Origin of the sequence: Providencia sp. PROV073 (genome assembly GCF_033688125.1) — a bacterium.
GTDB classification, from domain to species: domain Bacteria; phylum Pseudomonadota; class Gammaproteobacteria; order Enterobacterales; family Enterobacteriaceae; genus Providencia; species Providencia hangzhouensis.
Genome location: NZ_CP096355.1, coordinates 87009 through 113925 on the forward strand (window position 1 = coordinate 87009; position 26917 = coordinate 113925).

General features: G+C 54.1%; 27 protein-coding genes and 1 pseudogene. 22 read left to right on the forward strand and 6 right to left on the reverse strand.

The genetic code is table 11. The annotated features are described in order from the left end of the window. Window positions 1-90 precede the first annotated feature (90 nt). Window positions 91-525: a mercury resistance transcriptional regulator MerR gene (locus tag M1F17_RS21760; protein ID WP_000414383.1), complete on the reverse strand. Its 435-nt coding sequence runs from the start codon at window positions 523-525 to the stop codon at window positions 91-93. A 71-nt stretch (window positions 526-596) separates the two neighbouring features. On the opposite strand from M1F17_RS21760, the gene M1F17_RS21765 reads away from it, so the two are divergent. The 15 genes and pseudogenes from M1F17_RS21765 (at window position 597) to M1F17_RS21835 (ending at window position 19569) form a co-directional block, all read left to right on the forward strand. After that, a complete protein-coding gene (locus tag M1F17_RS21765) occupies window positions 597-947 on the forward strand; it encodes a mercuric transport protein MerT (RefSeq protein ID WP_001294666.1) in 351 nt (116 codons plus the stop codon). A gap of 15 nt (window positions 948-962) precedes the next feature. Further along, a complete protein-coding gene (gene merP / locus M1F17_RS21770) occupies window positions 963-1238 on the forward strand; it encodes a mercury resistance system periplasmic binding protein MerP (protein ID WP_000732290.1) in 276 nt (91 codons plus the stop codon). A 71-nt stretch (window positions 1239-1309) separates the two neighbouring features. Next, on the forward strand, window positions 1310-2995 hold the full coding sequence (gene merA / locus M1F17_RS21775) for a mercury(II) reductase (RefSeq protein WP_000149288.1): 1686 nt from the start codon (window positions 1310-1312) through the stop codon (window positions 2993-2995). 14 nt (window positions 2996-3009) lie between these two features. Continuing rightward, entirely contained in the window at window positions 3010-3648 is a 639-nt protein-coding gene (gene merB, locus M1F17_RS21780) for an organomercurial lyase MerB (protein ID WP_000761850.1), read from the forward strand. A gap of 111 nt (window positions 3649-3759) precedes the next feature. Continuing rightward, the gene (merD, locus tag M1F17_RS21785) at window positions 3760-4125 is read left to right on the forward strand and encodes a mercury resistance co-regulator MerD (RefSeq protein ID WP_000995361.1); all 366 of its coding nucleotides are present in this window, start codon (window positions 3760-3762) and stop codon (window positions 4123-4125) included. Further along, entirely contained in the window at window positions 4122-4358 is a 237-nt protein-coding gene (merE, locus tag M1F17_RS21790) for a broad-spectrum mercury transporter MerE (protein ID WP_001087810.1), read from the forward strand. Before merD ends, merE begins: the two co-directional genes overlap by 4 nt. Next, complete coding sequence (locus M1F17_RS21795; protein ID WP_001276635.1) at window positions 4355-5344, forward strand: DUF3330 domain-containing protein; 990 nt, start codon at window positions 4355-4357, stop codon at window positions 5342-5344. The genes merE and M1F17_RS21795 overlap by 4 nt, the downstream gene beginning before the upstream one ends. A gap of 183 nt (window positions 5345-5527) precedes the next feature. Continuing rightward, the gene (locus tag M1F17_RS21800; RefSeq protein ID WP_034064682.1) at window positions 5528-6088 is read left to right on the forward strand and encodes a recombinase family protein; all 561 of its coding nucleotides are present in this window, start codon (window positions 5528-5530) and stop codon (window positions 6086-6088) included. A gap of 3 nt (window positions 6089-6091) precedes the next feature. After that, window positions 6092-9059 (forward strand): annotated as a pseudogene (locus tag M1F17_RS21805) (Tn3 family transposase). Between the two features lie 78 nt (window positions 9060-9137). Next, window positions 9138-10142: an IS110-like element IS5075 family transposase gene (locus M1F17_RS21810; RefSeq protein ID WP_000427614.1), complete on the forward strand. Its 1005-nt coding sequence runs from the start codon at window positions 9138-9140 to the stop codon at window positions 10140-10142. Between the two features lie 375 nt (window positions 10143-10517). Then, window positions 10518-11558 (forward strand): DNA-binding protein, encoded by a 1041-nt coding sequence (locus tag M1F17_RS21815; RefSeq protein WP_080783711.1) that lies wholly within the window; start codon window positions 10518-10520, stop codon window positions 11556-11558. A gap of 286 nt (window positions 11559-11844) precedes the next feature. After that, complete coding sequence (locus tag M1F17_RS21820) at window positions 11845-13356, forward strand: UvrD-helicase domain-containing protein (protein ID WP_011872866.1); 1512 nt, start codon at window positions 11845-11847, stop codon at window positions 13354-13356. A gap of 110 nt (window positions 13357-13466) precedes the next feature. After that, window positions 13467-14507 (forward strand): conjugal transfer protein TraF, encoded by a 1041-nt coding sequence (gene traF, locus M1F17_RS21825; protein WP_069369949.1) that lies wholly within the window; start codon window positions 13467-13469, stop codon window positions 14505-14507. Window position 14508: 1 nt separating this feature from the next. Next, window positions 14509-15942 (forward strand): conjugal transfer protein TraH, encoded by a 1434-nt coding sequence (locus M1F17_RS21830; protein WP_000256129.1) that lies wholly within the window; start codon window positions 14509-14511, stop codon window positions 15940-15942. 12 nt (window positions 15943-15954) lie between these two features. Beyond that, window positions 15955-19569 carry a conjugal transfer protein TraG N-terminal domain-containing protein gene (locus M1F17_RS21835; protein WP_109913385.1) on the forward strand — a complete coding sequence of 1205 codons (3615 nt, stop codon included), beginning with the start codon at window positions 15955-15957 and terminating at the stop codon, window positions 19567-19569. A gap of 36 nt (window positions 19570-19605) precedes the next feature. Here M1F17_RS21835 and M1F17_RS21840 read toward each other — a convergent pair whose 3' ends face one another. Continuing rightward, window positions 19606-19968, reverse strand: coding sequence for a hypothetical protein (locus M1F17_RS21840; protein WP_000683483.1), 363 nt, complete (start codon window positions 19966-19968; stop codon window positions 19606-19608). A gap of 715 nt (window positions 19969-20683) precedes the next feature. On the opposite strand from M1F17_RS21840, the gene M1F17_RS21845 reads away from it, so the two are divergent. The 4 genes from M1F17_RS21845 to M1F17_RS21860 are packed head-to-tail and all read left to right on the forward strand — an operon-like array spanning window position 20684 to window position 22656. Further along, window positions 20684-20956, forward strand: a complete 273-nt coding sequence (locus M1F17_RS21845) for a helix-turn-helix domain-containing protein (protein WP_000356489.1) — start codon at window positions 20684-20686, stop codon at window positions 20954-20956. After that, the gene (locus M1F17_RS21850) at window positions 20956-21489 is read left to right on the forward strand and encodes a transglycosylase SLT domain-containing protein (protein WP_000790610.1); all 534 of its coding nucleotides are present in this window, start codon (window positions 20956-20958) and stop codon (window positions 21487-21489) included. Before M1F17_RS21845 ends, M1F17_RS21850 begins: the two co-directional genes overlap by 1 nt. 10 nt (window positions 21490-21499) lie before the next feature. Beyond that, the gene (locus M1F17_RS21855; RefSeq protein ID WP_000891157.1) at window positions 21500-22108 is read left to right on the forward strand and encodes a hypothetical protein; all 609 of its coding nucleotides are present in this window, start codon (window positions 21500-21502) and stop codon (window positions 22106-22108) included. Beyond that, window positions 22105-22656 (forward strand): FlhC family transcriptional regulator, encoded by a 552-nt coding sequence (locus M1F17_RS21860; RefSeq protein WP_001020646.1) that lies wholly within the window; start codon window positions 22105-22107, stop codon window positions 22654-22656. Before M1F17_RS21855 ends, M1F17_RS21860 begins: the two co-directional genes overlap by 4 nt. Window positions 22657-22714: 58 nt before the next feature. Here the strand turns inward: M1F17_RS21860 and M1F17_RS21865 are convergent, their stop codons facing one another. Genes M1F17_RS21865 through M1F17_RS21880 form a run of 4 tightly spaced genes read right to left on the reverse strand, consistent with a single transcriptional unit; the run spans window position 22715 to window position 24706 of the window. Next, window positions 22715-23134 carry an H-NS family nucleoid-associated regulatory protein gene (locus M1F17_RS21865; protein WP_000651490.1) on the reverse strand — a complete coding sequence of 140 codons (420 nt, stop codon included), beginning with the start codon at window positions 23132-23134 and terminating at the stop codon, window positions 22715-22717. Window position 23135: 1 nt separating this feature from the next. Then, entirely contained in the window at window positions 23136-23429 is a 294-nt protein-coding gene (locus M1F17_RS21870; RefSeq protein WP_080783722.1) for a hypothetical protein, read from the reverse strand. Between the two features lie 16 nt (window positions 23430-23445). Continuing rightward, entirely contained in the window at window positions 23446-24429 is a 984-nt protein-coding gene (locus tag M1F17_RS21875) for a ParM/StbA family protein (protein WP_000077457.1), read from the reverse strand. After that, window positions 24365-24706: a hypothetical protein gene (locus tag M1F17_RS21880; protein WP_318837460.1), complete on the reverse strand. Its 342-nt coding sequence runs from the start codon at window positions 24704-24706 to the stop codon at window positions 24365-24367. Before M1F17_RS21880 ends, M1F17_RS21875 begins: the two co-directional genes overlap by 65 nt. A gap of 221 nt (window positions 24707-24927) precedes the next feature. Between M1F17_RS21880 and mobI the strand changes: the two genes are divergently transcribed. Genes mobI through M1F17_RS21895 form a run of 3 tightly spaced genes read left to right on the forward strand, consistent with a single transcriptional unit; the run spans window position 24928 to window position 26844 of the window. Beyond that, window positions 24928-25467 carry a conjugative transfer protein MobI(A/C) gene (mobI, locus tag M1F17_RS21885; protein WP_001447712.1) on the forward strand — a complete coding sequence of 180 codons (540 nt, stop codon included), beginning with the start codon at window positions 24928-24930 and terminating at the stop codon, window positions 25465-25467. 4 nt (window positions 25468-25471) lie between these two features. Continuing rightward, window positions 25472-25759, forward strand: a complete 288-nt coding sequence (locus tag M1F17_RS21890; RefSeq protein ID WP_000127321.1) for a hypothetical protein — start codon at window positions 25472-25474, stop codon at window positions 25757-25759. Next, window positions 25744-26844: a plasmid replication protein gene (locus M1F17_RS21895; RefSeq protein ID WP_275146051.1), complete on the forward strand. Its 1101-nt coding sequence runs from the start codon at window positions 25744-25746 to the stop codon at window positions 26842-26844. Before M1F17_RS21890 ends, M1F17_RS21895 begins: the two co-directional genes overlap by 16 nt. Window positions 26845-26917 lie beyond the last annotated feature (73 nt).

A 26917-nucleotide genomic window follows, 5' to 3' on the forward strand; every position in this document is an offset into this window, starting at 1 on the left:
CCGAATGAAAGCCTGTCCTCAGCATAGTACTGGGAAGGAGGGAGTGACCATCTCATTAAATAAAGCACGCTAAGGCGTAACTACCCTCGGCTACACCGCGTCGGCACCACGCGGCTCTTTCTCCCCTTGCAGCGAAGCAATCAGCGGGCAAGAAACGTTCCCTTGCCGCGCATGGCAGGCGAACACAAGTTCGGATAGCACGGTTTCCATGCGCGCCAGGTCGGTCATTTTTTCGCGCACGTCCTGAAGCTTGTGCTCGGCCAGGCTGCTGGCTTCCTCGCAGTGGGTGCCGTCATCCAGCCTCAGCAGCTCTGCGATCTCGTCGAGGCTGAATCCGAGCCGCTGGGCTGATTTCACGAAGCGCACCCGCGTCACATCCGCCTCGCCATAGCGGCGGATGCTGCCATAGGGCTTGTCCGGCTCCGGCAACAAGCCCTTGCGCTGATAGAACCGGATTGTTTCCACGTTGACCCCGGCCGCCTTGGCGAAAACGCCAATAGTCAGATTCTCCAAATTTTTTTCCATATCGCTTGACTCCGTACATTGGTACGGAAGTAAGCTTAAGCTATCCAATCCAGATTTGAAAGGACAAGCGTATGTCTGAACCTCAAAACGGGCGCGGGGCGCTCTTCACTGGCGGGCTAGCCGCCATCCTCGCCTCGGCTTGCTGCCTGGGGCCGCTGGTTCTGATCGCCCTGGGGTTCAGCGGCGCTTGGATCGGCAACTTGACGGTGTTGGAACCTTATCGCCCGATCTTCATCGGCGCGGCGTTGGTGGCGCTGTTTTTCGCCTGGCGGCGCATCTACCGACCGGCGCAAGCCTGCAAACCAGGGGATGTGTGTGCGATTCCCCAAGTGCGCGCTACTTACAAGCTCATTTTCTGGGTCGTGGCCGCGCTGGTTCTGGTCGCGCTCGGATTTCCCTACGTCATGCCATTTTTCTATTAATCACAGGAGTTCATCATGAAAAAACTGTTTGCCTCTCTCGCCATCGCTGCCGTTGTTGCCCCCGTGTGGGCCGCCACCCAGACCGTCACGCTGTCCGTACCGGGCATGACCTGCTCCGCTTGTCCGATCACCGTTAAGAAGGCGATTTCCAAGGTCGAAGGCGTCAGCAAAGTTAACGTGACCTTCGAGACACGCGAAGCGGTTGTCACCTTCGATGATGCCAAGACCAGCGTGCAGAAGCTGACCAAGGCCACCGAAGACGCGGGCTATCCGTCCAGCGTCAAGAAGTGAGGCACTGAAAACGGCAGCGCAGCACATCTGACGCCCTTGTCTGCTACCACAAACGAAAAAGGATCTGTCGCATGACCCATCTAAAAATCACCGGCATGACCTGCGACTCGTGCGCGGCGCACGTCAAGGAAGCGCTGGAAAAAGTACCCGGCGTCCAATCTGCCATAGTGTCCTATGCCAAGGGCGCGGCCCAGCTCGCCCTTGATCCAGGCACAGCGCCGGACGCACTGACCGCCGCCGTGGCTGGCCTGGGCTACAAAGCGATGCTCGCCGATGCCCCGCCGACCGACAACCGCACTGGGCTGTTCGACAAGGTGCGCGGCTGGATGGGTGCCGCCGACAAGGGCAGCGGCGGCGAGCGCCCGTTGCAAGTCGCCGTGATCGGCAGCGGTGGAGCCGCGATGGCGGCAGCACTGAAGGCCGTCGAGCAAGGCGCGCAGGTCACGCTGATTGAGCGCGGCACCATCGGCGGCACCTGCGTCAACGTCGGTTGTGTGCCGTCCAAGATCATGATCCGCGCCGCCCACATCGCCCATCTGCGCCGGGAAAGCCCATTCGACGGCGGCATGCCACCCACACCGCCGACGATCTTGCGCGAGCGGCTGCTGGCCCAGCAGCAGGCCCGTGTCGAAGAACTCCGTCATGCCAAGTACGAAGGCATCCTGGACGGCAATTCAGCCATCACCGTTCTGCACGGTGAAGCGCGTTTCAAGGACGACCAGAGCCTTATCGTTAGTTTGAACGAGGGTGGTGAGCGCGTCGTGATGTTCGACCGCTGCCTGGTCGCCACGGGTGCCAGTCCGGCCATGCCGCCGATTCCGGGCCTGAAAGAGTCACCCTACTGGACTTCGACCGAGGCCTTGGTCAGCGACACCATTCCCGAACGCCTAGCCGTGATCGGCTCGTCGGTGGTCGCGCTGGAACTGGCGCAAGCCTTCGCCCGGCTGGGCAGCCAGGTCACGATCCTAGCTCGCAACACGCTGTTCTTCCGCGACGACCCGTCCATCGGCGAGGCCGTCACAGCGGCCTTCCGTGCCGAAGGGATCAAGGTACTGGAACACACGCAAGCCAGCCAGGTCGCGCATGTGAACGGCGAATTCGTGCTGACCACGGGACACGGTGAAGTACGTGCCGACAAGCTGCTGGTCGCTACCGGACGGACACCGAACACGCGCAGCCTGGCACTCGACGCGGCGGGAGTCACCGTCAATGCGCAGGGTGCCATCGTCATCGACAAGGGCATGCGCACCAGCACGCCACACATTTACGCGGCCGGCGACTGCACGGACCAGCCACAATTCGTCTATGTGGCGGCAGCGGCCGGCACCCGTGCCGCGATCAACATGACCGGAGGGGATGCTGCCATCAATCTAACCGCGATGCCGGCCGTGGTGTTCACCGATCCGCAAGTAGCAACCGTGGGCTACAGCGAAGCGGAAGCGCATCACGACGGGATCGAAACCGACAGTCGCACGCTCACGCTCGACAACGTGCCGCGTGCGCTTGCCAACTTCGACACACGCGGCTTTATCAAGCTGGTCATCGAGGAAGGTAGCGGACGGCTCATCGGCGTGCAGGTCGTCGCCCCGGAAGCCGGCGAATTGATCCAGACGGCTGTTCTCGCCATTCGCAACCGCATGACGGTGCAGGAACTGGCCGACCAGTTGTTCCCCTACCTGACGATGGTCGAGGGGCTGAAGCTCGCGGCGCAGACCTTCACCAAGGATGTCAAACAATTGTCCTGCTGCGCAGGATGAAAGGAGATGGAACCATGAAGCTCGCCCCATATATTTTAGAACGTCTCACTTCGGTCAATCGTACCAATGGTACTGCGGATCTCTTGGTCCCGCTACTGCGGGAACTCGCCAAGGGGCGTCCGGTTTCACGAACGACACTTGCCGGGATTCTCGACTGGCCCGCTGAGCGAGTGGCCGCCGTACTCGAACAGGCCACCAGTACCGAATATGACAAAGATGGGAACATCATCGGCTACGGCCTCACCTTGCGCGAGACTTCGTATGTCTTTGAAATTGACGACCGCCGTCTGTATGCCTGGTGCGCGCTGGACACCTTGATATTTCCGGCGCTGATCGGCCGTACAGCTCGCGTCTCATCGCATTGCGCTGCAACCGGAGCACCCGTTTCACTCACGGTTTCACCCAGCGAGATACAGGCTGTCGAACCTGCCGGCATGGCGGTGTCCTTGGTATTGCCGCAGGAAGCAGCCGACGTTCGTCAGTCCTTCTGTTGCCATGTACATTTCTTTGCATCTGTCCCGACGGCGGAAGACTGGGCCTCCAAGCATCAAGGATTGGAAGGATTGGCGATCGTCAGTGTCCACGAGGCTTTCGGCTTGGGCCAGGAGTTTAATCGACATCTGTTGCAGACCATGTCATCTAGGACACCGTGATCGGATATCGACCCAATGTTCTACGGCACCGGCATCGGATTCGCAGCGCGCGGATTGAACTCGGCGAAACGGTATATGCATTGCCGTGAACCGACCAAAAGGAGGTGTTCGATGAACGCCTACACGGTGTCCCGGCTGGCCCTTGATGCCGGGGTGAGCGTGCATATCGTGCGCGACTACCTGCTGCGCGGATTGCTGCGGCCAGTCGCCTGCACCACGGGTGGCTACGGCCTGTTCGATGACGCCGCCTTGCAGCGACTGTGCTTCGTGCGGGCCGCCTTCGAGGCGGGCATCGGCCTCGGCGCATTGGCGCGGCTGTGCCGGGCGCTGGATGCGGCGAACTGCGATGAAACTGCCGCGCAGCTTGCTGTGCTGCGTCAGTTCGTCGAACGCCGGCGCGAAGCGTTGGCCAATCTGGAAGTGCAGTTGGCCGCCATGCCGACCGCGCCGGCACAGCATGCGGAGAGTTTGCCATGAACAGCCCCGAGCGCATGCCGGCCGAGACACACAAGCCGTTCACCGGCTACCTGTGGGGTGCGCTGGCGGTGCTCACCTGTCCCTGTCATTTGCCGATTCTCGCCATTGTGCTGGCCGGCACGACGGCCGGCGCGTTCATCGGCGAGCACTGGGGTATTGCAGCCCTCACGCTGACCGGCTTGTTTGTCCTGTCTGTGACGCGGCTGCTGCGGGCCTTCAGAGGTCGATCATGAGCGCTTCCCAGCCAATTGAATGGACAGTGGCGCAACTGGCGCAGGCGGTCGAGCGCGGGCAGCTTGAGCTGCACTACCAGCCGATTGTCGATTTGCGCAGTGAGCAGATTGTCGGCGCGGAAGCCCTGTTGCGCTGGCGTCATCCGACGCTCGGACTGTTGCCGCCGGGCCAGTTCCTGCCCGTGATCGAATCGTCCGGCCTGATGCCGGAAATCGGCGCATGGGTGCTGGGCGCAGCCTGCCGTCAAATGCGCGACTGGCGGGTGCTGGCATGGCAACCGTTCCGGCTGGCCGTCAATGTTTCGGCGAGCCAAGTGGGGCCAGATTTCGACAAGTGGGTAAAGGGCGTGCTGGCCGATGCCGGGTTGCCCGCCGCGTATCTTGAAATTGAGCTGACCGAATCGGTTGCGTTCGGTGATCCGGCGATCTTCCCCGCCCTGGAAGCTTTGCGACAGATCGGTGTGCGCTTCGCCGCCGACGACTTCGGCACCGGCTATTCCTGCCTGCAACACCTGAAATGCTGCCCCATCAGCACGCTCAAGATCGACCAATCGTTTGTCGCCGGACTCGCCAACGACCACCGCGACCAGACCATCGTGCGCACCGTGATTCAGCTTGCGCATGGGCTTGGCATGGAAGTAGTGGCCGAAGGCGTGGAAACATCGGCGAGTCTTGATTTGTTGCGACAAGCGGACTGCGACACAGGACAAGGCTTCCTGTTCGCCAAGCCGATGCCGGCGGCGGCATTCGCCGTCTTCGTCAGTCAATGGAGGGGTGCCACCATGAATGCAAATGATCCGACTGCCACCAGTTGCTGCGTGTGCTGCAAGGAAATCCCGCTCGATGCCGCCTTCACCCCGGAAGGCGCGGAATACGTCGAGCACTTCTGCGGGCTGGAGTGCTATCAGCGCTTCCAGGCGCGCGCCAAGACCGGGAGCGAAACCGATGCCGATCCGAACGCCTGCGACTCATCACTGTCAGACTGAGGCATACCCTAACTGGATGTCAGGCAAGGCCGCACCGCGCCGTCAGAATAGAGTCCGCTTTCACATTCTTTGACACATGCTTGCCAAGGTCATAGATTTCAGCCTGACAAATTCAAGGCTTCGGGCGCAATGGAACCAAAAACCAACGTAAGCCCTACCGCCCATCCAGCCTATGGAGGCATCTTGCAGGGACAACGCATCGGTTACGTCCGAGTCAGCAGTTATGACCAGAACCCGGAACGCCAACTTGAGCAGGTCGAGATCGGCAAGCTGTTCACCGACAAGGCCTCAGGCAAGGACACCCAGCGCCCGCAACTGGAGGCTATGCTCGGATTCGTCCGCGAAGGCGATACCGTGGTGGTGCACAGCATGGATCGCCTGGCGCGCAACCTCGACGATCTGCGCCGTCTGGTGCAAAAGCTGACCAAGCGCGGTGTACGCATCGAGTTCTTGAAGGAGGGGTTGGTGTTCACCGGCGAGGACTCTCCCATGGCCAACCTCATGTTGTCGGTCATGGGTGCCTTTGCCGAGTTCGAGCGCGCCCTGATCCGCGAGCGGCAGCGCGAGGGCATCGCCCTGGCCAAGCAGCGCGGTGCCTACCGGGGCCGCAAGAAAGCCCTCTCCGACGAGCAAGCCATCACGTTGCGGCAGCGGGCCGCTGCGGGCGAGCCGAAGGCTCAGCTCGCCCGCGAGTTCGGCATCAGCCGTGAAACCCTCTACCAGTACCTTCGCACGGACGACTGAACCATGCCGCGTCGCTCGATTCTCTCGGCCACTGAGCGAGACACCTTGCTTGCGCTGCCAGAAAGCCAGGATGACCTGATCCGCTACTACACCTTCAACGACTCCGACCTGTCGCTGATCCGCCAGCGGCGCGGCGACGCCAACCGCCTGGGCTTTGCGGTGCAGCTCTGCCTGCTGCGCTACCCCGGCTACGCACTGGGTACTGACAGTGAGCTGCCCGAGCCGGTCATCCAGTGGGTGGCCAAGCAAGTTCAGGCCGACCCGGCGAGCTGGGCGAAGTACGGCGAACGCGACGTGACTCGCCGCGAGCACGCCCAGGAACTGCGCACCTACCTACAACTGGCCCCGTTCGGCCTGTCCGACTTCCGCGCCCTGGTGCGCGAGCTGACCGAGTTGGCCCAGCAGACCGATAAGGGTTTGCTGCTGGCCGGCCAGGCGCTGGAGAGTCTGCGGCAGAAGCGGCGCATCCTGCCGGCGCTGAGCGTGATTGACCGGGCCTGCTCGGAAGCCATTGCGCGGGCCAATCGCCGGGTCTACCGCGCCCTCGTCGAACCACTCACGGACTCGCATCGGGCCAAGCTGGACGAGCTGTTGAAGCTCAAGGCCGGCAGCAGCATCACCTGGTTGACCTGGTTGCGGCAGGCCCCACTAAAACCGAACTCCCGGCACATGCTCGAACACATCGAGCGGCTGAAGACATTTCAGCTGGTGGATTTGCCCGAAGCTCTGGGCCCGGCACATCCACCAGAACCGCCTGCTCAAGCTGGCCCGCGAGGGTGGGCAGATGACGCCCAAAGACCTCGGTAAGTTTGAGCCGCAGCGGCGCTACGCGACCCTGGCCGCCGTGGTGCTGGAGAGTACGGCGACCGTGATTGATGAGCTGGTCGATCTGCACGACCGCATCCTGGTCAAGCTGTTTAGCAGCGCCAAGAACAAGCATCAGCAGCAGTTCCAGAAGCAAGGCAAGGCGATCAACGACAAGGTGCGCCTGTACTCCAAGATCGGCCAGGCCCTGCTGGAGGCCAAGGAAAGCGGCAGCGATCCCTACGCCGCCATCGAGGCGGTGATTCCCTGGGACGAGTTCACCGAGAGCGTCAGCGAGGCCGAGCTGCTGGCCCGGCCGGAGGGCTTCGACCATCTGCACCTGGTTGGCGAGAACTTCGCCACCCTGCGCCGCTATACGCCGGCCTTGTTGGAGGTGCTGGAACTGCGCGCCGCCCCGGCTGCGCAAGGCGTGCTGGCGGCCGTGCAGGCCCTGCGCGAGATGAACGCCGACAACCTGCGCAAGGTGCCGGCCGATGCGCCCACCGCCTTCATCAAGCCGCGCTGGAAGCCGCTAGTGATAACCCCGGAAGGCCTCGACCGGCGCTTTTACGAAATCTGCGCCCTGTCCGAGCTGAAGAACGCGCTGCGATCCGGCGACATCTGGGTCAAGGGCTCGCGGCAGTTCCGCGACTTTGACGACTACCTGCTGCCGGCAGAGAGGTTCGCCGCGCTCAAGCATGCGCAGGCTCTGCCCCTGGCGATCAACCCGAACAGCAACCAGTACCTGGAAGAGCGCTTGCAGCTGCTGGACGAGCAGCTGGCCACCGTCACCCGCCTGGCCAAGGACAACGAGCTGCCCGATGCCATCCTCACCGAGTCGGGGCTGAAGATCACCCCACTGGATTCCGCGGTGCCCAATACCGCGCAGGCGCTGATCGACCAGACCAGCCAGTTGCTGCCGCGCATCAAGATCACCGAACTGCTGATGGACGTGGACGACTGGACGGGCTTCAGCCGCCACTTCACCCACCTGAAGGACGGTGCCGAGGCCAAAGACCGGACATTGCTGCTGTCAGCGATCCTGGGCGATGCGATCAACCTCGGGCTGACCAAGATGGCCGAGTCGAGCCCCGGCCTGACCTACGCCAAGCTATCCTGGCTGCAAGCCTGGCACATCCGAGACGAAACCTACTCGGCGGCCCTAGCCGAGCTGGTCAACCACCAGTACCGTCATACCTTCGCCGCTCACTGGGGCGACGGAACGACCTCTTCTTCCGATGGCCAGCGCTTCCGGGCGGGCGGTCGGGGTGAAAGCACCGGGCACGTCAACCCGAAGTACGGCAGCGAGCCGGGGCGGCTGTTCTACACCCATATTTCCGACCAGTACGCACCGTTCAGCACCCGCGTGGTGAATGTCGGCGTGCGCGATTCCACCTATGTGCTTGACGGCTTGCTGTACCACGAGTCCGACCTACGGATTGAGGAGCACTACACCGACACGGCTGGCTTCACCGATCACGTCTTCGCCCTGATGCACCTGCTGGGCTTCCGCTTCGCACCGCGCATCCGCGACCTCGGCGAAACCAAGCTGTATGTTCCGAATAGCGTCCAGGACTACCCGACATTGCGCCCAATGGTTGGCGGCACCCTGAACATCAAGCATGTCCGCGCCCACTGGGACGACATCCTGCGCCTGGCCAGCTCGATCAAGCAGGGCACCGTCACTGCCTCGCTGATGCTGCGCAAGCTCGGCAGCTACCCGCGCCAGAACGGTCTGGCCGTGGCCTTGCGCGAACTGGGCCGGATTGAGCGCACACTGTTCATCCTCGACTGGCTGCAAAGCGTAGAGCTACGTCGCCGCGTGCATGCCGGACTGAACAAGGGCGAGGCGCGCAACTCCCTGGCCAGGGCGGTGTTCTTCAACCGCCTCGGCGAAATCAGGGATCGGAGCTTCGAGCAGCAGCGCTACCGGGCCAGCGGTCTCAACCTGGTGACGGCCGCCATCGTGCTGTGGAACACGGTGTACTTGGAACGCGCCACCCAGGCGATGAGCGAAGCGGGGAAGTCGGTGGATAGCGAGCTGCTGCAATACCTGTCGCCGCTGGGGTGGGAGCACATCAACCTGACCGGCGATTATGTCTGGCGGCAGAGCCGCAGGCTGGAGGACGGGAAGTTTCGGCCGCTAAGGCTGCCCGGAAAACCTTAACGTACGATTTTTAATGAGATGGTCACTCCCTCCTTCCCAGTACTATGCTGAGGACAGGCTTTCATTCGGAGAACCATCATGGAAAACATTGCGCTTATTGGTATCGATCTGGGTAAGAACTCTTTCCATATTCATTGTCAGGATCATCGTGGGAAGGCCGTTTACCGTAAAAAATTCACCCGACCAAAGCTAATCGAATTTCTGGCGACATGCCCGGCAACAACCATCGCGATGGAAGCCTGTGGCGGTTCTCACTTTATGGCACGCAAGCTGGCAGAGTTAGGGCATTTTCCAAAGCTGATATCACCGCAATTTGTCCGCCCATTCGTTAAAAGCAACAAAAATGACTTCGTTGATGCTGAAGCTATCTGTGAAGCAGCATCACGTCCATCTATGCGTTTCGTGCAGCCCAGAACCGAATCTCAGCAGGCAATGCGAGCTCTGCATCGTGTCCGTGAATCCCTGGTTCAGGATAAGGTGAAAACAACTAATCAGATGCATGCTTTTCTGCTGGAATTTGGTATCAGCGTTCCGCGAGGTGCTGCCGTTATTAGTCGACTGAGTACCCTTCTTGAGGACAGTAGTTTGCCTCTTTATCTCAGCCAGTTACTGCTGAAATTACAACAGCATTATCACTATCTTGTTGAGCAGATTAAAGATCTGGAATCTCAGTTGAAACGAAAGTTGGACGAAGATGAGGTTGGACAGCGCTTGCTGAGTATTCCCTGCGTTGGAACGCTGACTGCCAGTACTATTTCAACTGAGATTGGCGACGGGAAGCAGTACGCCAGCAGCCGTGACTTTGCGGCGGCAACAGGGCTGGTACCCCGACAGTACAGCACGGGAGGTCGGACGACATTGTTAGGGATTAGCAAGCGGGGCAACAAAAAGATCCGAACTTTGTTGGTTCAGTGTGCCAGGGTATTCATACAAAAACTGGAACACCAGTCTGGCAAGTTGGCCGACTGGGTCAGGGAGTTGTTGTGTCGGAAAAGCAACTTTGTCGTCACCTGTGCTCTGGCAAACAAGCTGGCCAGAATAGCCTGGGCACTGACGGCGCGACAGCAAACTTACGAAGCATAAAGGCAGAAATACACCAGTTTAAACAATCATTCATCTGGTTTTGCGAATACTGATATTGATGATACTAACGGCCCACCGGCCTGTTGAGGAACCTGTAAAACGGAAAGGCTCATTGAAGCCGTATATTTTCTGGAGGTTCATCAGGCGCGGAACTCATCGAGGCGCGGGAATAAAATCCCATTCAGACGCCGGATAGATTCAAGCAAGCCAACTTGTCGTCAAAATCGGTGTTGCAAAAACGGGAGTGACCATAGATTCCGTTTTCTGAGACGACCCCACAAACAATTCCAATCGACAGCAGCATGATATATAATCATGACAATTACCGTATTATCGTAATTATCGTAAACATTACAAATTAAAAGGAACGTTCTCATGGCAAGAAAATTGGTTGAGTTTGACGATGTAGCGGCTGCGGCCCAAAAGCTCAAGGACGCCGGTAAACGCCCAACGGTCATCGCTATCAGAGACATCATTGGCAAGGGGAGCTTTACCACCATTTCAACGTATCTCAAACAGTGGTCAGAGGAACACTCCCTCGATGAAGAGCTGGTAGAGGTAGTCCTTCCAGAATCGGTTATGAGCGATGCTGAGCTCTTCCTACAGAAGATCTATACGGTAGCCAAAGCAAGCGCCGATGAACAGCTTGAGCGCGAGCGTGAACTGCTACGACAGAAAGAGATTGAGTACCAGGAAGATATGCAGCAAGCCGTGGACATGGCAAATGATGCCACCGAACGGGCTGAGCTACTGGAAGAACAACTTGAAGCTCTCACCAACAAAAAATCAGAGCTCGATGCGGCCCTTGGTAAGGCAGAAAACTCGCTATCCCTCAAGTCTGCGGAGCTAGAACGCTCACTGGCTGACATTGATAAGCTGGAAAAGCGGATCGTTGAGTTGGAGGGCAAGCTGGAGGCGAAAGTCGCAGATCTGACCCGAGCACAGGATCATCTGGAGCAAGCTAAAAGCGAAAATCGCTCTTTGAGCCAAAAATTGGCAACTACAGAGGGTGAGTTGGAGGAGCAAAAAGGCAAGAGTATAGAGCAGACAGAAAAGCTCCGGGCCGCTCAGGAACAAAAAACATCGCTGAAAGAGCAGCTCGAAAATGTACAGGCCAAACTGGCCCAATCACAGGACTCCCTTGCCACAGCCAAAGCTCATGGCGAATCCGCTGAACGAGAGTGCCAGCGCCTATCTGGAGAGGTAGAAAAGCTGGACGCCAAATTATCCAGCGCCGAAGCAGAAGCTCGCACTCTTGTTCAAGACAAAGGCATGATGGCTGGTCAGTTGCAGGAAAAAGACCAGCAGGCCAAGAGCCTCGAACAAAGACTCAATGATGCACTGACCAAAATTTCTGGGTTGGAGCAAGAGCTCGTTAAAGCTGGTAAGGGAGGGAAAAAGAAAGAGGAAAACTGATGGCGCGAAAGGCTAAATATTCAGAAGAGTGGCGACACAGAGCTGCGGCTCTTCAAACCAAGATTGAGGAGGCTATGACACTAGCCACCTCATCTATTGGCGACTATCGCTGGTTACACCGTCTCCATAGTTGGGTTACGGAGGTGGCTCAAGGTAAAGCCCCAGACTGGTGGACAGATCTGGATTGTGAAGTATCTCTCCCCCGAGAAGAAAAGCGGATCAGTACGTTCCTCTCGACACAAAAGAAGCGCATCACTCTCCAGATGTGTTTGTCGTAGGGGGCATCATGAAACAACTTCCTCCTGACACACCAGAACAATCACTGATCACTCAGTACAAAGGGCCTCGCCTTGTCGTTAAGGCCTACGCTGGAACGGGTAAAACCACGACACTGGTGAAGTACGCCCACAACAACCTCGATTCACGTATCCTCTACTTGGCATACAACCGGGCTATCCGCGACGAGGCAAGAGAAAAGTTTCCTGCAAACGTAGACTGCAAAACGTCCCACCAGCTTGCCTACGCCACTATAGGAAGAGGCTACCAGCACAAACTCTCCGGCAACCTAAGGCTCACCGATATTGCCCAAGCGGTGAATACCAAGAACTGGACGTTTGCCAAAGATATTCTCGATACGCTCAACGCCTTTATGTGCAGTGCAGACATGCGGATTCTTTATACGCATTTTGCTCGCGCCGATACGGGTAAAGTGCTTACGTCCAAACAGGAGAGATACCAAATCCAGGTGGTCGAAGGTGCTGAGCTCATATGGAAACGGATGACAAACGTTCAAGATCCGTTCCCGACCGTACACGACTGCTACCTCAAACAGTATCAGCTCGGGATGCCGAATCTGTCTCGCCGGTACACCACCATTCTTTTTGATGAGGCACAAGACGCTAACCCCGTAACAAGTAGCATCGTCCTACAGCAGAACTGCAAGGTAATCCTGGTTGGAGATCGCCACCAGCAGATCTATAGGTTCAGAGGCGCAAATAACGCCCTTGATAGCAAAGAGCTCATGAACGCCGACCAACTCTATCTCACTCATAGCTTCCGCTTTGGACCTAACGTTTCCCTGGTGGCAAACGCCCTTCTTGAACTCAAAGGTGAAACACGACCTGTTGTTGGCCGGGGACCAGCAGATCAGGTAGTCATGTTTTTACCAGGTGATGTGGGCCATCGCGCAATACTTCACCGAACCGTCATGGGGGTTATAGAGACGGCGCTCTCTGCGACCGAATCCGGAGCGCAGGTTTTCTGGGTCGGTGGAATCGACGCTTACCAGATCAATGAGCTCCAGGATTTGTACTGGTTTTCGATGGCAGAGCCAGACCGGGTAAAGAATAAGAAACTGCTTGATGAGTATGAAGACTACTTCGAGTATCAAGAAGTAGCGAAGGCGACCAAAGACCCTGAGATGATGAGGGCTGTCAAGATCATCAACAGCTACGATGAAATCCCTGAACGACTCACCACTCTACGACGCAATACAGTCAAAGAAGAGTTTGGGGCTGACATTACGGTCTCAACAGCTCATCGGTGCAAGGGGTTGGAGTGGGACTTTGTTCAGCTCTATGACGACTTTCCGGATGTCCTGGACCCAGAGCTCGACCCAATGGCCCGTGACGATGAAATAAACCTGCTCTACGTCGCATCCACCAGAGCGATGCGAATCCTTGCATTGAACAGCGCTGTCGAGATGGTTATCCGCTACATCACCCAAAAACGCATGGTCGAGAAGCAGATGAAGATGGCCGCAGAAGCGACAGAAGTTGAAGAGGACACGACCAAATAGTTTGGTCAATTCTTTCACATGTGAAAGTTGACAAATAAAACGCTCTAAGCGCCCTAAATGGGCGCTTACACCTGCCTAATTTCACGCCTCCCACCTCTACCATATCGAGCATGGGAAAATACGTGCGTGAGACTATGAAAAAATCACCTTTGAATTTACTGCTCCTTGCAGCGCTCACGCTGGGGGCATCACACCAGGCTTGGGCTCAAGATGGCACACGGCCTGGTTTTTATGAGCGAAAGGAAGAGGGTTGGTTCTGGTACAAGGAAGAGCCCAAAGAACCAGAGAAAAAACCCGAAAAGCCCAAACCAAAGCCTGTGGCAGAAGCGAAGCCTACACAGCCGAAGCCTGCTGCTCCGCTACCGAGCGGCCCAGAAATGTTCTCAGCGGAATGGTTCCGGGAAAACTTACCCAAATACAAAGACCTTGCTTGGAACAATCCTACCGTCGAAAACGTCAGGACATTTCTCTATTTGCAGCGATTTGCGATAGATCGCTCTGAACAGTTTTCAGATGCTACAGAGCTGGCGGTCGTAGGTGATCCTTTCTTGGATGAAATTACTCGACGTCCTGCTGCCACGTTTGCCTCACAACAAGTTGATCGTGACGCTGGTAACGCCAAAAACATGCTACTCAAAAGCGTAGCCGACCGCGTAGGGATATTCTTCTTCTACAAGTCCGACGATGACTACAGTGACTTGCAAGCACCGCTCATCAAGATGTTGGAACAAGGAGAAGGATTCTCGATCATTCCTGTATCTATGGACGGCAAACCACTCCCCAGTGGGCTTTTCCCCCATTACAAAACCGATGAAGGCCATGCCAAACAACTTGGTATCGTAACTTTCCCTGCTGTTTACCTCGCATCTCCAGACGGTCAGTTCGCTCCTATAGGACAAGGGCCAATGTCTCTTCCTGAGCTGAATCACAGGATTTTGGTCGCAGCAAAACGCAATGGTTGGGTCACAGACGAAGAGTTTAACCGTACACGTCCGGTACTCAACCTGGAAAACAACATAGCCGAACGCTTGGCCTCACCAGAGCTGGGCTCTGACCTCAAACAGCTATCTCAAGCGAGCGGTGATAAAGACAACTTTGTGCCACCGGAACAACTCATGAAGTACATCCGGGACAAATTACAGGAGAACTAAGATGGTCACGCACAAGACATTAAAAAGGAGCCTGCTTGCCCTGAGTGTGGCGGCCAGTCTCGTCATGGCACCGACAGGGGCGATAGCCGCTAACGGCCTCCAATCACAGATGGACAAACTCTTCAATGAAATGAGCAACACAACACCACCTGGGGTTTATGAAAGCCAACGACGTGGCGTTTTAGCTGGTGGCCGGTTCACTGCAAAGACACGAATCTTCGACGAGAACCTGGTGAGCTTTGCCCCTCCATCATGGAAAGCTGGTTGCGGTGGTGTAGATCTGTTCGGCGGTTCGCTTTCCTTCATTAACGCGGATCAAATTGTCCAACTCCTTCGGGCTGTAGCAGCCAACGCCAAGGGCTATGCCTTCCAGCTTGCGCTCGATAACGTTTTCCCGGACGGAGCGAAGTGGATAGAGAACTTCCAGAAGAAAGTGCAAGCGCTCAACCAACATCTGGGCAACTCCTGCCAGCTCGCTCAAGGTTTCGTGAACGACCTAACCAGCGGCATGGACCTTAAACACAAAACTGATGCTTCTATAACCGCGACAACTTCCGGCCTGTATGAAGACTTCTTCGGGTCCAAGCAGGAAACCAGCGGCAAGAGTCCCCTGGAAGAACTGAAAGCCAACAAGCCTGACGAATACAACAAGATGATTGGCAACATCGTCTGGAAGCAACTCAAGAGCAATAACGCCAACACCTGGTTCCAGTACGGGGATAACACCCTTCTTGAAGCGATCATGTCTTTAACCGGCACAGTCATCATTGGTGATCTGGTAAACGACCCGAACTCAACCGGCACTGGTGCGAAAACAACCCCTCTGACGACCCTACCAGGTAACAAGATCACCTTGTCAGACCTGATTTCAGGCGGTTCTGTTGAGATCTATTCCTGTGATTCTGATACGACCAACTGCCTGAGTGCTGGCTCCAGCAATAAAACTGTCGTGCTCAAAGGTATCAAGAACCAGATCACCGATATGCTGTTAGGAACCAGCTCTACACCTGGTGTGATCTACAAATACGCAACGAACTCTGGAACCTTAACCGACCCAGAAAAGGCCTTTGTTTCTAACCTCCCCGGAGGGATTGGCACCATTGTTCGTAACTTGTCTGTCCTTTCGCAGGACGGCGCTAACCTGTTCGCAACAGAGTCATCAGGAGCGATAGCCCTAACCATGATGTATAGCTTCTCGGAAGAGTTCTTCCGCGCAGCTCGCATTGCGATGGCTAACAGCAAATCACCCTACAAGAAAGAGGCACTAGAGCTTCTCGCGCAATCGCAACAGCAAATCCGTGCTGAATACACAATCCTGTCCTCTCAATACGGCGATCTGGCAAGCCAAATTGAGAAATACAACAACCTACTGGACAACATCCGCAAGCAAAAATACATGCTGGCAACTTTGTCCAATCCTCCTAGCACGAACTAAGGAGCTATTGGAATGGGATCTTTTTCAATCCACTCTATCGGTGACTCTGCTTTTCTGGAGCAAATCCTGATTGCAGTATCAATGATCACTGGCACCGGGGATTTCGAGAAGATGGTCAGTATTGGCCTGCTTCTTGGGGTCTTGATGATCTGTATTCAGTCCGTCTTTCAGGGCGCAAAGCAAATCAACCTCCAGCAAGTGCTGGTAGGTTGGATTCTATATGCCTGTTTCTTCGGCCCAACCACAACGGTGACTATCGAGGACGCTTATACAGGGCAGGTTCGAGTCGTCGCCAATGTCCCTATTGGGGTAGGCTTTGCTGGAGGTGTCATATCCAACGTGGGATACACCATCACCAATTTGTTTGAAACTGGATATGGGGTAATCGTACCAAATGTCACGGAAAGCCACTTTTCCGAAACACTGAAACTATTGAATGACGTCAGACGGCGAGCCTATGACACGGGGGTTTTTACTGCGCTTAACTCAGCAAATGGGGGCGGCTATGTTGACGTGAGGCGTTCCTGGAACAATTACATTCGGGAATGCACGTTAACCAAAGTTGATCTCAACCTAATGTCCCTTGATGAGTTGATGAACCGTTCAACTGACTCAGCTTTGCGATTCAACTCACAGCTCTACGGAACTAGGTTGTATTTGTCTACAGCAAACCCTGACGGCGCTGACTACACATGTACTGACGGATGGGTGGCTATTAGCACTGCAACCGCCAACCTAAGCAGCCCGGTTGTTGTTGATGCTCTTAACAGCCTACTTGGTATTGATACATCAACTGGAGACAACGCTCTAACGAAGCTGACCGATTCGCTTCAAGCGATGGGTGCCACAACTACGTCATCAATCGACTATCTGAAAGCCGCCGTTCTGGAGCCCCTCTATTATGAAGCCGCAGCAGGACGTTATCAGGACCTCCAGGATTATGGCTCTGCATTGATGGTCAACCAAGCTATTCAGCAACGGAACACCCAGTGGGCCGCAGAGCAGTCGATGTTCATGACCGTCGTCCGACCAATGCTGACGTTCTTTGAAGGCTTTATTTATGCTATAACCCCGATCATTGCTTTTATTATCGTGATGGGCAGCTTCGGCCTCCAGTTAGCCGGTAAATATGTGCAAACCATCCTCTGGATTCAGCTATGGATGCCAGTCCTCTCAATTATAAACCTGTTTGTTCATACCGCCGCGTCAAATGAGATGTCTAGCCTCAGTGCTGGTGGTCTCAACTCCATGTACGCTCTTTCCTCAACTGGAGATGTTCTGCAACACTGGATTGCAACCGGCGGTATGTTGGCTGCGGCCACTCCGGTGATTTCCCTGTTTATCGTCACAGGTAGCACCTACGCCTTCACCAGCTTGGCATCGAGAATAAGTAGTTCTGACCACGTTGACGAAAAGATGCAAACGCCAGATCTACTCAAGCAAGGTCCGGTTATGCAAAGTCAGCCAGCGTACAATCACAACCAGTTCAGTGGTGCGATTGCAAACGGCGCAGAAAGCATGATCAGTACCTTCTCGCTTGGCTCCACTTTGGCATCAGGCGTGAGCTCCGCACAGGCATTACAAAGTCAGAAATCGGAGGCTTTCCAAAGCACTCTTGGTCGAGGTTTTTCTGATGGAGTAAGTCAGGATCAAGCCTATTCAAGACTCTCCAATGTCGGGCGCAACGTTTCGTCGCAAAACACAGCTCAAAGCCAATTGATCAACCAGCAAGCCAAGAACTTCATGGATAAGTTCCAGGTGGATGATAGCCACTCTGATGCTGTCAAAGGTGCTTTTGCCATGCAGGCTATGGGCACACTCGATGTTGACGAAGCTGCGTCCATGCTTATGCCTATGGTTGGCAAGGCCAGGGCAGCAATGAAGGCCGCTGCTGGTGTGAAATCAAACAGTACAGCCCTAGTTCCTGCTGGTGGTAATGGCGAATCAGGCGGCGGCAGTGATGTCCTGGACATCAAAGCGCAAGCAAAGGGAGCAACAGAGTCATCAACTCAAGACTCTTCAAGCTGGTCAGCGAGTGATGTGTCCCAGTTCATGAAGGGTGTGAGCTATTCGCAAACCGATAGCCAGGCGTTGACAAATCAATTAGCGCAGGGTTTCAGCCGTTCTGGAAGCGAGTCATTCAAGCAAACCTGGGGCGATAGCTTATCCCAGAACCTATCCAAGTCCGCTTCTGAACTGGTGTCTGCATCGGACACCTTCACAACAATGAGTCAGCTCCAAAACCAAATGGGCTCCATGACTAATACCGACTTTAAAACTCTCGGTGGTGCAGTAGCACAAACCCCTGCGGCCATGAACCAACTGAATGACTATTTCCGAAATGCCGCGCCGCAATCGGTTAAAGACGAGGCGGCTTCACTACAGCAAAGATACCAAGCCTACGGAATGTCTCCTCAAGTGGCCCAGGCAGCAGCGCGAATGACAGCAATGACCAACTCCAAAAATTACGAACAGGGTAAGGAGCTTGGCGGGTATCAAGCCGCACTACAGGCGATCAATACCGCGTCCGGTCGCAACGGAGCATTTAGTGGTGATGCTTACGGAAATAACGGCATTGAAGGCCCGAATGTTCAAGGCCTACCAGGTCAGGTTCAAGGGGCTGTAGGCAGTGGACCTAACATCCCAACCGGATTCCGGGAGAATGTGGCTGGGATGGCTGGAACTAATCCGGCATCAGAAGCTGGGCAATTACCAACGAATAGCCCCCTTGTTCAAAATGAACATGCAGCCGGTACGTCAGCTCTTCATAACCAAGCACAGCAAACAGAGCGAAATGTATCTGCTCCTGAACTGAAAAAAGCCCAAGATAACCTTATGAACTCGCTTCCGGAAATGTCTTGGAGCGCTTCGGCGTGGGGAGCGTGGGACAACTCCAGTGATTGGATGGGCCGCAGAGCTGAACAAGCAGGTGGAGCTCTCATTGCTGGTGGTCAAGCTGGCGCTGATGCGTTCTCAAGAGCGATGGATCAAATGAGAACGATGACACCTGAACAACGCGACCAATTCATCGCGGCCACTCAACGCGGCGACCAGGCCGTGCAAGAGGAGTTTGGCTGGGCCGGTGATGCGATGGTCGGTATGGCTAAACTTGGCCGCAACGTCATGGGAGCTGCTGCAAGCGGCTATGATGCAGCGAAGGAGTGGTTAACTGGTAAATCTGATCTATCGGAAGCCGCTAAAGGGATGAGCATTGAGGAACGCGGCGCGTTCTATGCAGCAGCGCTATCCTCTGCCGCAGAAGCTGGTGGTGGAGCCGCGCAGCAGTTTATGAACCAGTACGGTGATGAGTTCAAAGAAACGATGCAGTCTATCGCTCAAAGCCGTTATGGGCTGACTGAATCCCAAGCCGCTGTTTATGCCGAATCGTTTGACACAAACGAAGGTCGCATGAACCAGGCTGTTCAGAATCTGAAAATGGAGTATGCAGAACGTAACCCGGATGGCTCACCGATGATGCAAGGAGGTCAGCCTGTTCTTTCTCAGCAAAACGAAGAGTTTACGGACAAGCTGGTAAACGTATTGCAGAACTCGACGGAAGCTGGAGACCGTTCAGGTAGCTATTTGACTGCCGTCAGGGGGTACAACATAGCAAATCAAAGGTTCTAAAAGACCAACCAAATAATAAGGGGGCAGCAGGCCCCCTTATTCGTCTCCAGCTCCAATATGGAAGCGCTGGTCAAAATCATAGGAATCTTGAAACCCACCAGTTTGTTTTTTTCTGCGCCGGGTAGGTGGTGCCTCTTTATATGCTGACCGCGCAACGCGGATAAAGCACGTTAGTCCAAACAGAGCCCCGACAACCAAAGCAACTTGCCACTGGAAGTAAGCGATCCCTCCCCAAAAGATAACAGCAGCCCAAAGGCTTTTGTGAACCAGAAATAGGAAACGAGCACCCCAAACGCCGAAGGGAGCCAGCGCCACACCAAGTCCCCAAGGTGTGTCAGCCATCATGGCTATTCCCAGAAGCACCATTCCCAGCAGAAGAATATTGACCACATGTTTCATATCAACCCCCTTACTCTTTACCCCCAGTTTACCACGGCATCAAAAAATGCAACTGTGAAAATTTGACTATTTTTTGCTAAACAACTATTCCATTGGCAACTTCTTCGATTAGAATTTGCCCTCAAACTTTCACATGTGAAAGTTTGCCCTTACGGAACAAGGCGTTTATTGACAAAGCATTACATAGTTGAACATGTCAAACAAATCGCATACACTATGGAATAGGCCATTGCTAACGCTTTGGTCCCCATCTGCAACACCGCAGAGTTCTCTTTCTCAAATATCTCTTTCTGTAAACACCATCATCCTTGTGTGGTCGGGATGCGCCTTTGCCTTCCCTGCCCTCCTCAGCTCCTGCTGTATTCGCAATTTCAGCCCTCGCTGTATCCCTAAAATCACTTATACATAAACGCTATTTAATATCACAAAATACCGCACTCCCTGTGCGCTATTTCCGCCATTCTTTTGGCGCACTTTCCATTACTATCGCAAAAATATCCGTATCCCATTGATTACTAAAAGTATTGTAACTTTGTTCCGTTGGTACAAAGTTAAGTGTATGTTTTTAAAGGTTTTTTATTGTTGACAGCATCATTATTTGGGCTTGTAAAGGCGCAAAATGTGTCAGTTTGTGACAATAGAAGAACTCTAAAAGCGTTCATTGAATAACGCACTTTTTGTATGGCTAACAACGCAGTTTAAAGGGTGGCAAACAATGGATAAATGCCAATTGATAGACATCCCAAGCGACCCAGAGAAGAAACGTGAGTGGATCAAGTACAAACTCAAGATCCAGGGGCTTTCTCTGGCCGCATTGGGCAGAAAACACAAAACATCTCGGCAGGTGGTGTCTACGGCACTCTATAAGCCCAGTCCACGCTGGGAACATGAGATAGCTACAGCTTTGGGTGTGAAGCCGTCTGAGATTTGGCCGGAGCGGTACGACGAAGAACACGAAATACCCCTCAGACATAAGGAGGCAAGCTGATGAAGAACAAAGCCAAGGCGCTAGTTCTGTCTGCGGCTCTCCTTTCATCAACAGCGAATGCTATTGACCTGAGCGGAACCATCTTCGACAAAGCAGCGAAAGCATATAACCTCGACCCTCTTCTAGTGTATTCGGTCGCATTGGCCGAATCTGCATCAGGGAGAGGTAATGGCTCTATAAGTCCTTGGCCTTGGACGCTTCGCGTTCCTGGGCTTCCTTTCTATGCTAAGTCGGAAGATCAGGCAAAGGCTAAGCTCGCTGAGTTTCAGCAGCAGTACGGTCGTGCCATTGATGTCGGGTTTATGCAAGTGAGCATCCGGTGGAATGGTCATAGAGTTTCTTCTCCAGCAGATCTTCTCGACCCAGAGACCAACGTCATGGTTGGGGCAGAGGTGCTATCAGAAGCCATTCAGTCATCTCCAAATGACTTGGAGCTTGGCGTTGGCCGCTATCACGCCTGGGAAGACGAAATCCGAGCCAGAAACTATGGTAGCCGAGTCTTGGCTATCTATCGCAACCTTCGTGATTTGTGAGGGGGGCGGAATGTTGGAACTGGATATTATTGGTGCGTGGGATGCAAGAGCCGTCAACCTCGATCAAGAAGAAGCTGATAGAAACGTCTACGAGTTCGATCTGACATTGTGGAACCTGCTATCCACTCTGGCAAAAGAACGTCCAGATGATGCGGCCTCACAATTTTCTTTGGGCATGGACACCGTTCAAAAGCTGTCACTGGCAACACCTTCCCAATTGGAAGCTCTGGCCTCTGGCGTGTTGATCTCTTTCAAACTCGAAACAGCAGAGCAGAACATCATCACGCGACTCTCTGGCGACTACGACCCTGTAGTTTTTATCAACCATAGTGTTGATGAATTTGATGCTGCCTACTGGTTGCTATTTAACCGCGTCGCATCGAGAGACCCGGAGATGGCAAAGGAAGTTTTCGGGGTTTCGAGAGAGCTTGCGGAGCTGGTGGCTAAGGCAACAGACAGCCAGTTGCGCCACATGTCTGGAACAACGGTTACGCATTTTACGCTTCGTTTTGCTCCGAGCATCATTGAAGAAATTCTCGATGACAGCCGGGAAGAGTTAACACACCCGGTATTGAAAAAACTGCAACAGTCTCTACAGGGACGTGGGAGGTGGAGATGAACATTGGCAACTCTGGTACATTGGGTCGCTGGGTTACAGCTCGACACATGGCCCTTGCTGGGTACATCACAAAAATCATCATGATCGAGACTGGCCTGACCTACAAACAGGTCAGACGGCTTTACCAGGATCTGGAGAGGGACGGATATACTCTGGAACGAAAATCCAGAACTTTCCGGGGTGGTGCGACACTGATTCATAGTCACACATCCAAGATACAGGCCTCTCTTCTAATGCAGCTCTACTTCAACATTGGTGGAGAAGCCGTGTTGCGGTCTGTGAACATCAAAGCCTTGAACAAGGCATTTAGAATGTATCACGCAATCCGCAAAGAAGTGCCCGGAATGAAAGGTGCTCGGTGGGCTCCGTTTGATATTACTGATGCCTGGTGTCTTGCTTCGGAGCTGAGAAGTGGGGACGCAATGCTGGAGGTGTGCGACAACTGCAAGTGTACGTACTTCACCTCTGTTAATCAAAGAACCTGCGTTGAATGTCCGTTCTGCAAAGAACAAGGAAGGCATGGTGGTGGGGAGAAAGAGTGTGCTTGAGTAGACTATGACATTTCGGACCAGAAGATGAGCGCCCAAACTTTGCGGCGCTCATTTTTTACTTCTTCTGTGGGATACGGTAGCGCTCCAGCTCGACAGCTCCCAACCCCTTGAAAGCATCCGGGCGACGTCCTTGCCCACTCCACGAAACTCCGTCTTTTGAATATTTAGCATTATCAGGTTCTGATCTGCTCGTGAACATTTCGTTGAGCAAGCCGATGTCCACACCGCAGGATTCCATGTCGCTCATTATTCGCTCAGCCTGAGCTCGCTTTTCTTTTTCTTCTTCTTCTCGCTTTTTGTACTCTTCCTCCAGTTCATTGAGAACGCCCTTCATTCTGTCAATGATCTCCCGAACTTCATCTAACGGGAGTCCTCGCAACAGGGTGCGAATGCGGCTTTTACGCTTTAACTCTGCGATTATTAACTCTCTACGTTCAGCCGCTGATAGCGTAGAGAACTCCTCGTGGTCTTTCATGTCATACGGAGCCCATCAGTTTTCCTTTAAGTGAATCACGTTGAGAGTTCAGTTTTTCGTCAGTCTGCACTGGCGAATTTTGATGCTGTGCAGATTGACTCTCTGAACTCTGTTGCTCAAAAGACCCAATGTTGCCAGAAAATCGAAGAGAATAAAGACCCAATAGAGCAAGGGCGCGGAGCCGATCACTACGCGCCTTATGCTGCATCTGGGACAGTTCACGATAGAGCTCCGGAAAGGCTTGCTCCGATATGTTCAGATTAGATATTTTTCCATCCCATTTGCTACCAGCCACAACGACCTCCTATCTATCAGCCGCAGAACCAGAAGCCCCTGGCATTGGATGCCACGGATTCGTTGGGCAGTACGATCCTGCTCTTAGGGAAAAGCTCCTTGGCCGCATCTTGGTAAGCCTCGGCACCGCCACCAGCCAGCAGAACTACGTCAGCATCCATCCCGTCCTCACGCATTGACTTCCGCATAGGGATCAAGGCGTTTTGAGCGACTTTGGTTGAGGCTTTCTTGAAGTAGTCTTTGATCGATACCTTTTCACCGTAGAGGAAGATTTCGGCCTTACCGGCACGAATAGCTTTCTCGATCTTTTCGATGCCAGGGGCACCGCCGTGGTCTTCCTGAATTAGCCGGTCCGTTTCCTGTAGCAACACCGACATCGCCTTGAGGCTGGTGCCAGATGAGTGATAGCGGACCTCTCCCTCTTCAAGAGCTACCCAGTCTACAGAAAAGAACCCAGGGTCAATTACAACGGTTTTTCCTCCCTGGATAATCTCCAGGAGGTCTTCATCTTTGGTTGAACTTACAACATCCATGTAAGCACCGGCAGGTTGAGGTACAACCACGACAGACTTAACCGCTACCGATCGTTTTGGCGTGATCTGGTGTTCGCCCTCAAGCCGAGCTTTCAACGCCTCTCTGCGCTCTACGTCCATGTACTGACTAACAGGCAGGCCAGTCACCAGCACATCGATCTCCTTCTGCTCGGACATCAGGAGTGCAGCGTAGAAAAGAGCCTTGTATGGATTGGTCGAAGGATAGTCGCCGTGAAGCTCACGCTCCCATCCTTGCAATCGGTCAGGCTCGACGCCTGCAACCCATTTCTCTCCATCAATCACAACCTGAATGCAGGTCCCTGCACCGCCAGTTAACTGTTGTGGCATCAGTTCCAATGGACCTGCCCCCACCGGCATGACGACTGTGCGAGCTTCCTCACCTTTATACCCCATTGCCATTTTCAGGTTGGAGTAACCAATATCCAAACCCAGAACAAATTGACTCATGAAATCCTCCAAAGATTGCTTTTAGATTGCTTTTCGATTGCTTGCCGCGTGTTGGATAGAGAATAAGGCTAAAAGCGGGGACAGATGGCCTGTGTAATTGCCCAAAAGGGGCATATAGGTTGCTTTTCGGTGGCTTTTTGATCGTTGAGTAAGGGAACCTATGGGAACGCTGCACGGATAGGCTCAGATAAACAGACCTTACCCTCGCATCGAGAACCGCTTGCCCTCCAGCATCGAGAGACGGTGGTAAAGAGGCAATTGGAATCTTTGATGCCATATCCAATATATCTGGAATCTTTACATATAGATTCATATCTAAAGAGGCTGTGAAAGAATAAGAGCATCAAGATTCCAGATAGATAGAGGGAAATTTGACAAATTCCAAAGATGGGTTAGCCTAGTGACAGAACTAGATTCCAGTATTGGAATAATCAGCTTAAAATTCCAGATAGATAGTTATGTGGATAGGAATTGGATAGGAATTGGGAGGGTATTGAGGTGAGTCTACCAACAGAGCGATGGCTAGATCTGCTAGATCCGAAGCTCGAAGAAGAACGATCCGAGATAACAGAGGATCTGCTAGAGGCAGAGGGACGTGAGTTTGTTGCAGAGGTACGGAGCAAACTGGATCACGCCTTAGCGGTTCTTGCTGTCGAGGCGCAGCAGGAAGCGGACATGTACTGGAACGCGCACAAATCAGCGCGTGAAGAAGCGTCAGAGGACGAACAAGGGCGTGTCGGTACACGGGTTCGCATTCTAGGCGTATCACTCGTTGCAGAGTGGTATCGCAACAGATTTGTCGAACAAGTTCCCGGACAAAAGAAAAGGGTTCTATCGACACATATCAAGAAGGGTCGCGGTCATGCCTACAGCATGTCGCACTTCAAGAAAGAGCCTGTCTGGGCACAAGAGTTGATCCAGCAAGTTGAAACCAGGTATGCCGTGTTAAGACAACGCGCCACTGCCTTAGCAAAAATTCGCCGGGCGCTAAACGAGTACGAGCGCCAGCTAAACAAGACACATAGCGACGAGGTGTGACAACATGACAGCATCTGTAGCGGCCACTGAATTGGCGAAACTGGGGAAATGTGAAGCGATGATCAAGAAAGTCGCCAGCCATCCTCGCCCTGCCCTGTCAAAGCGCCCACAATCGCCACAGGGGACAGATAGCACCCTTCGGGGTGAGTTCGCTCATTTCCGATATGAAGCGGCAGCCCTGCGCTTTATGAGCGGCACTGCGGGGGCTAAGCGTCGCATCTACCAGCTAGTGTTTTCAGCGACGGTAGCAGCGGGAGCATTGACAATGCTGGCGGCATGGACCACCAGCTAGAAAGTATCGACGGAAAAATCATGAGCAAGAGAACCAAAGACAAAGACCTGGAGAAACTCGACGTAATCAAAGACTCACCGCAAATGAGCCTGTTTGAGATCATTGAATCTCCGGCCAAGAAAGACGACTACTCAAACACCATCGAGATCTACGATGCGCTGCCGAAGTACATTTGGGACCAAAAGCGTGAGCATGAAGATTTATCCAACGCTGTAGTGACGCGACAATGCACCATCAGAGGCCAGCATTTCACGGTGAAGGTGAAGCCAGCCATCATCGAGAAGGATGACGGAAGAACCGTGCTGATCTACGCGGGACAGCGAGAGGAAATCCTTGAGGATGCTCTACGCAAGCTCGCAGTGAACGGGAAAGGCCATATCATCGAGGGCAAGGCTGGAGTCATGTTCACTCTGTACGAACTCCAGAAAGAGCTCTCGAAGATGGGTCACGGTTACAACCTGAACGAAATCAAGGAAGCAATCCAGGTTTGTCGTGGCGCAACACTCGAATGTATCAGTAATGACGGTGAAGCCTTCATCAGCTCCAGCTTCTTCCCGATGGTGGGACTTACCACCAGAGGTGAGTTTCGCAAGAAAGGCGGGAACGCCAGGTGCTATGTGCAGTTCAACCCGCTGGTAAACGAATCGATCATGAATCTGTCGTTTCGTCAGTACAACTACAAAATCGGAATGCAAATCCGCTCCCCTCTTGCACGGTACATCTACAAGCGAATGAGCCACTACTGGACTCAAGCATCGCCAGATTCGCCGTACACGCCATCGCTTATCAGCTTCCTGACCCAGAGCCCTCGTGAATTGAGCCCACGGATGCCGGAGAACGTCAGAGCTATGAAGCTCGCTCTGGAGGCCCTCATCAAACAAGAGGTCATAAGCGACTACGACGCGAACCAGATCAAGGATGGACGCAGAGTCATCGACGTGCGGTACGTCATAAGGCCTCATGAGAACTTCGTGAAGCAGGTGATGGCGTCCAACAAGCGTAAGCAGCAGACAGAGCTACGAGCCATCAAGCAAGGTATGATCGACCACGACATCATTGATGAACCCCAGCGTAAGGGGAGATAGCCACCAGAAGCTCCCAATACCCCCAGGGAAAAGAAAGATAGGCGCGTCAGCGCCTTTTTTTATGCCAGAAGAA

Bases quoted from the DNA above. Each gene is read 5' to 3' on its own strand.
- M1F17_RS21760 (WP_000414383.1), bottom strand. From the start codon at position 525: ATGGAAAAAAATTTGGAGAATCTGACTATTGGCGTTTTCGCCAAGGCG.
- M1F17_RS21765 (WP_001294666.1), top strand. From the start codon at position 597: ATGTCTGAACCTCAAAACGGGCGCGGGGCGCTCTTCACTGGCGGGCTA.
- merP (WP_000732290.1), top strand. From the start codon at position 963: ATGAAAAAACTGTTTGCCTCTCTCGCCATCGCTGCCGTTGTTGCCCCC.
- merA (WP_000149288.1), top strand. From the start codon at position 1,310: ATGACCCATCTAAAAATCACCGGCATGACCTGCGACTCGTGCGCGGCG.
- merB (WP_000761850.1), top strand. From the start codon at position 3,010: ATGAAGCTCGCCCCATATATTTTAGAACGTCTCACTTCGGTCAATCGT.
- merD (WP_000995361.1), top strand. From the start codon at position 3,760: ATGAACGCCTACACGGTGTCCCGGCTGGCCCTTGATGCCGGGGTGAGC.
- merE (WP_001087810.1), top strand. From the start codon at position 4,122: ATGAACAGCCCCGAGCGCATGCCGGCCGAGACACACAAGCCGTTCACC.
- M1F17_RS21795 (WP_001276635.1), top strand. From the start codon at position 4,355: ATGAGCGCTTCCCAGCCAATTGAATGGACAGTGGCGCAACTGGCGCAG.
- M1F17_RS21810 (WP_000427614.1), top strand. From the start codon at position 9,138: ATGGAAAACATTGCGCTTATTGGTATCGATCTGGGTAAGAACTCTTTC.
- M1F17_RS21815 (WP_080783711.1), top strand. From the start codon at position 10,518: ATGGCAAGAAAATTGGTTGAGTTTGACGATGTAGCGGCTGCGGCCCAA.
- M1F17_RS21820 (WP_011872866.1), top strand. From the start codon at position 11,845: ATGAAACAACTTCCTCCTGACACACCAGAACAATCACTGATCACTCAG.
- traF (WP_069369949.1), top strand. From the start codon at position 13,467: ATGGGAAAATACGTGCGTGAGACTATGAAAAAATCACCTTTGAATTTA.
- M1F17_RS21830 (WP_000256129.1), top strand. From the start codon at position 14,509: ATGGTCACGCACAAGACATTAAAAAGGAGCCTGCTTGCCCTGAGTGTG.
- M1F17_RS21835 (WP_109913385.1), top strand. From the start codon at position 15,955: ATGGGATCTTTTTCAATCCACTCTATCGGTGACTCTGCTTTTCTGGAG.
- M1F17_RS21840 (WP_000683483.1), bottom strand. From the start codon at position 19,968: ATGAAACATGTGGTCAATATTCTTCTGCTGGGAATGGTGCTTCTGGGA.
- M1F17_RS21845 (WP_000356489.1), top strand. From the start codon at position 20,684: ATGGATAAATGCCAATTGATAGACATCCCAAGCGACCCAGAGAAGAAA.
- M1F17_RS21850 (WP_000790610.1), top strand. From the start codon at position 20,956: ATGAAGAACAAAGCCAAGGCGCTAGTTCTGTCTGCGGCTCTCCTTTCA.
- M1F17_RS21855 (WP_000891157.1), top strand. From the start codon at position 21,500: ATGTTGGAACTGGATATTATTGGTGCGTGGGATGCAAGAGCCGTCAAC.
- M1F17_RS21860 (WP_001020646.1), top strand. From the start codon at position 22,105: ATGAACATTGGCAACTCTGGTACATTGGGTCGCTGGGTTACAGCTCGA.
- M1F17_RS21865 (WP_000651490.1), bottom strand. From the start codon at position 23,134: ATGAAAGACCACGAGGAGTTCTCTACGCTATCAGCGGCTGAACGTAGA.
- M1F17_RS21875 (WP_000077457.1), bottom strand. From the start codon at position 24,429: ATGAGTCAATTTGTTCTGGGTTTGGATATTGGTTACTCCAACCTGAAA.
- M1F17_RS21880 (WP_318837460.1), bottom strand. From the start codon at position 24,706: ATGGCATCAAAGATTCCAATTGCCTCTTTACCACCGTCTCTCGATGCT.
- M1F17_RS21890 (WP_000127321.1), top strand. From the start codon at position 25,472: ATGACAGCATCTGTAGCGGCCACTGAATTGGCGAAACTGGGGAAATGT.
- M1F17_RS21895 (WP_275146051.1), top strand. From the start codon at position 25,744: ATGGACCACCAGCTAGAAAGTATCGACGGAAAAATCATGAGCAAGAGA.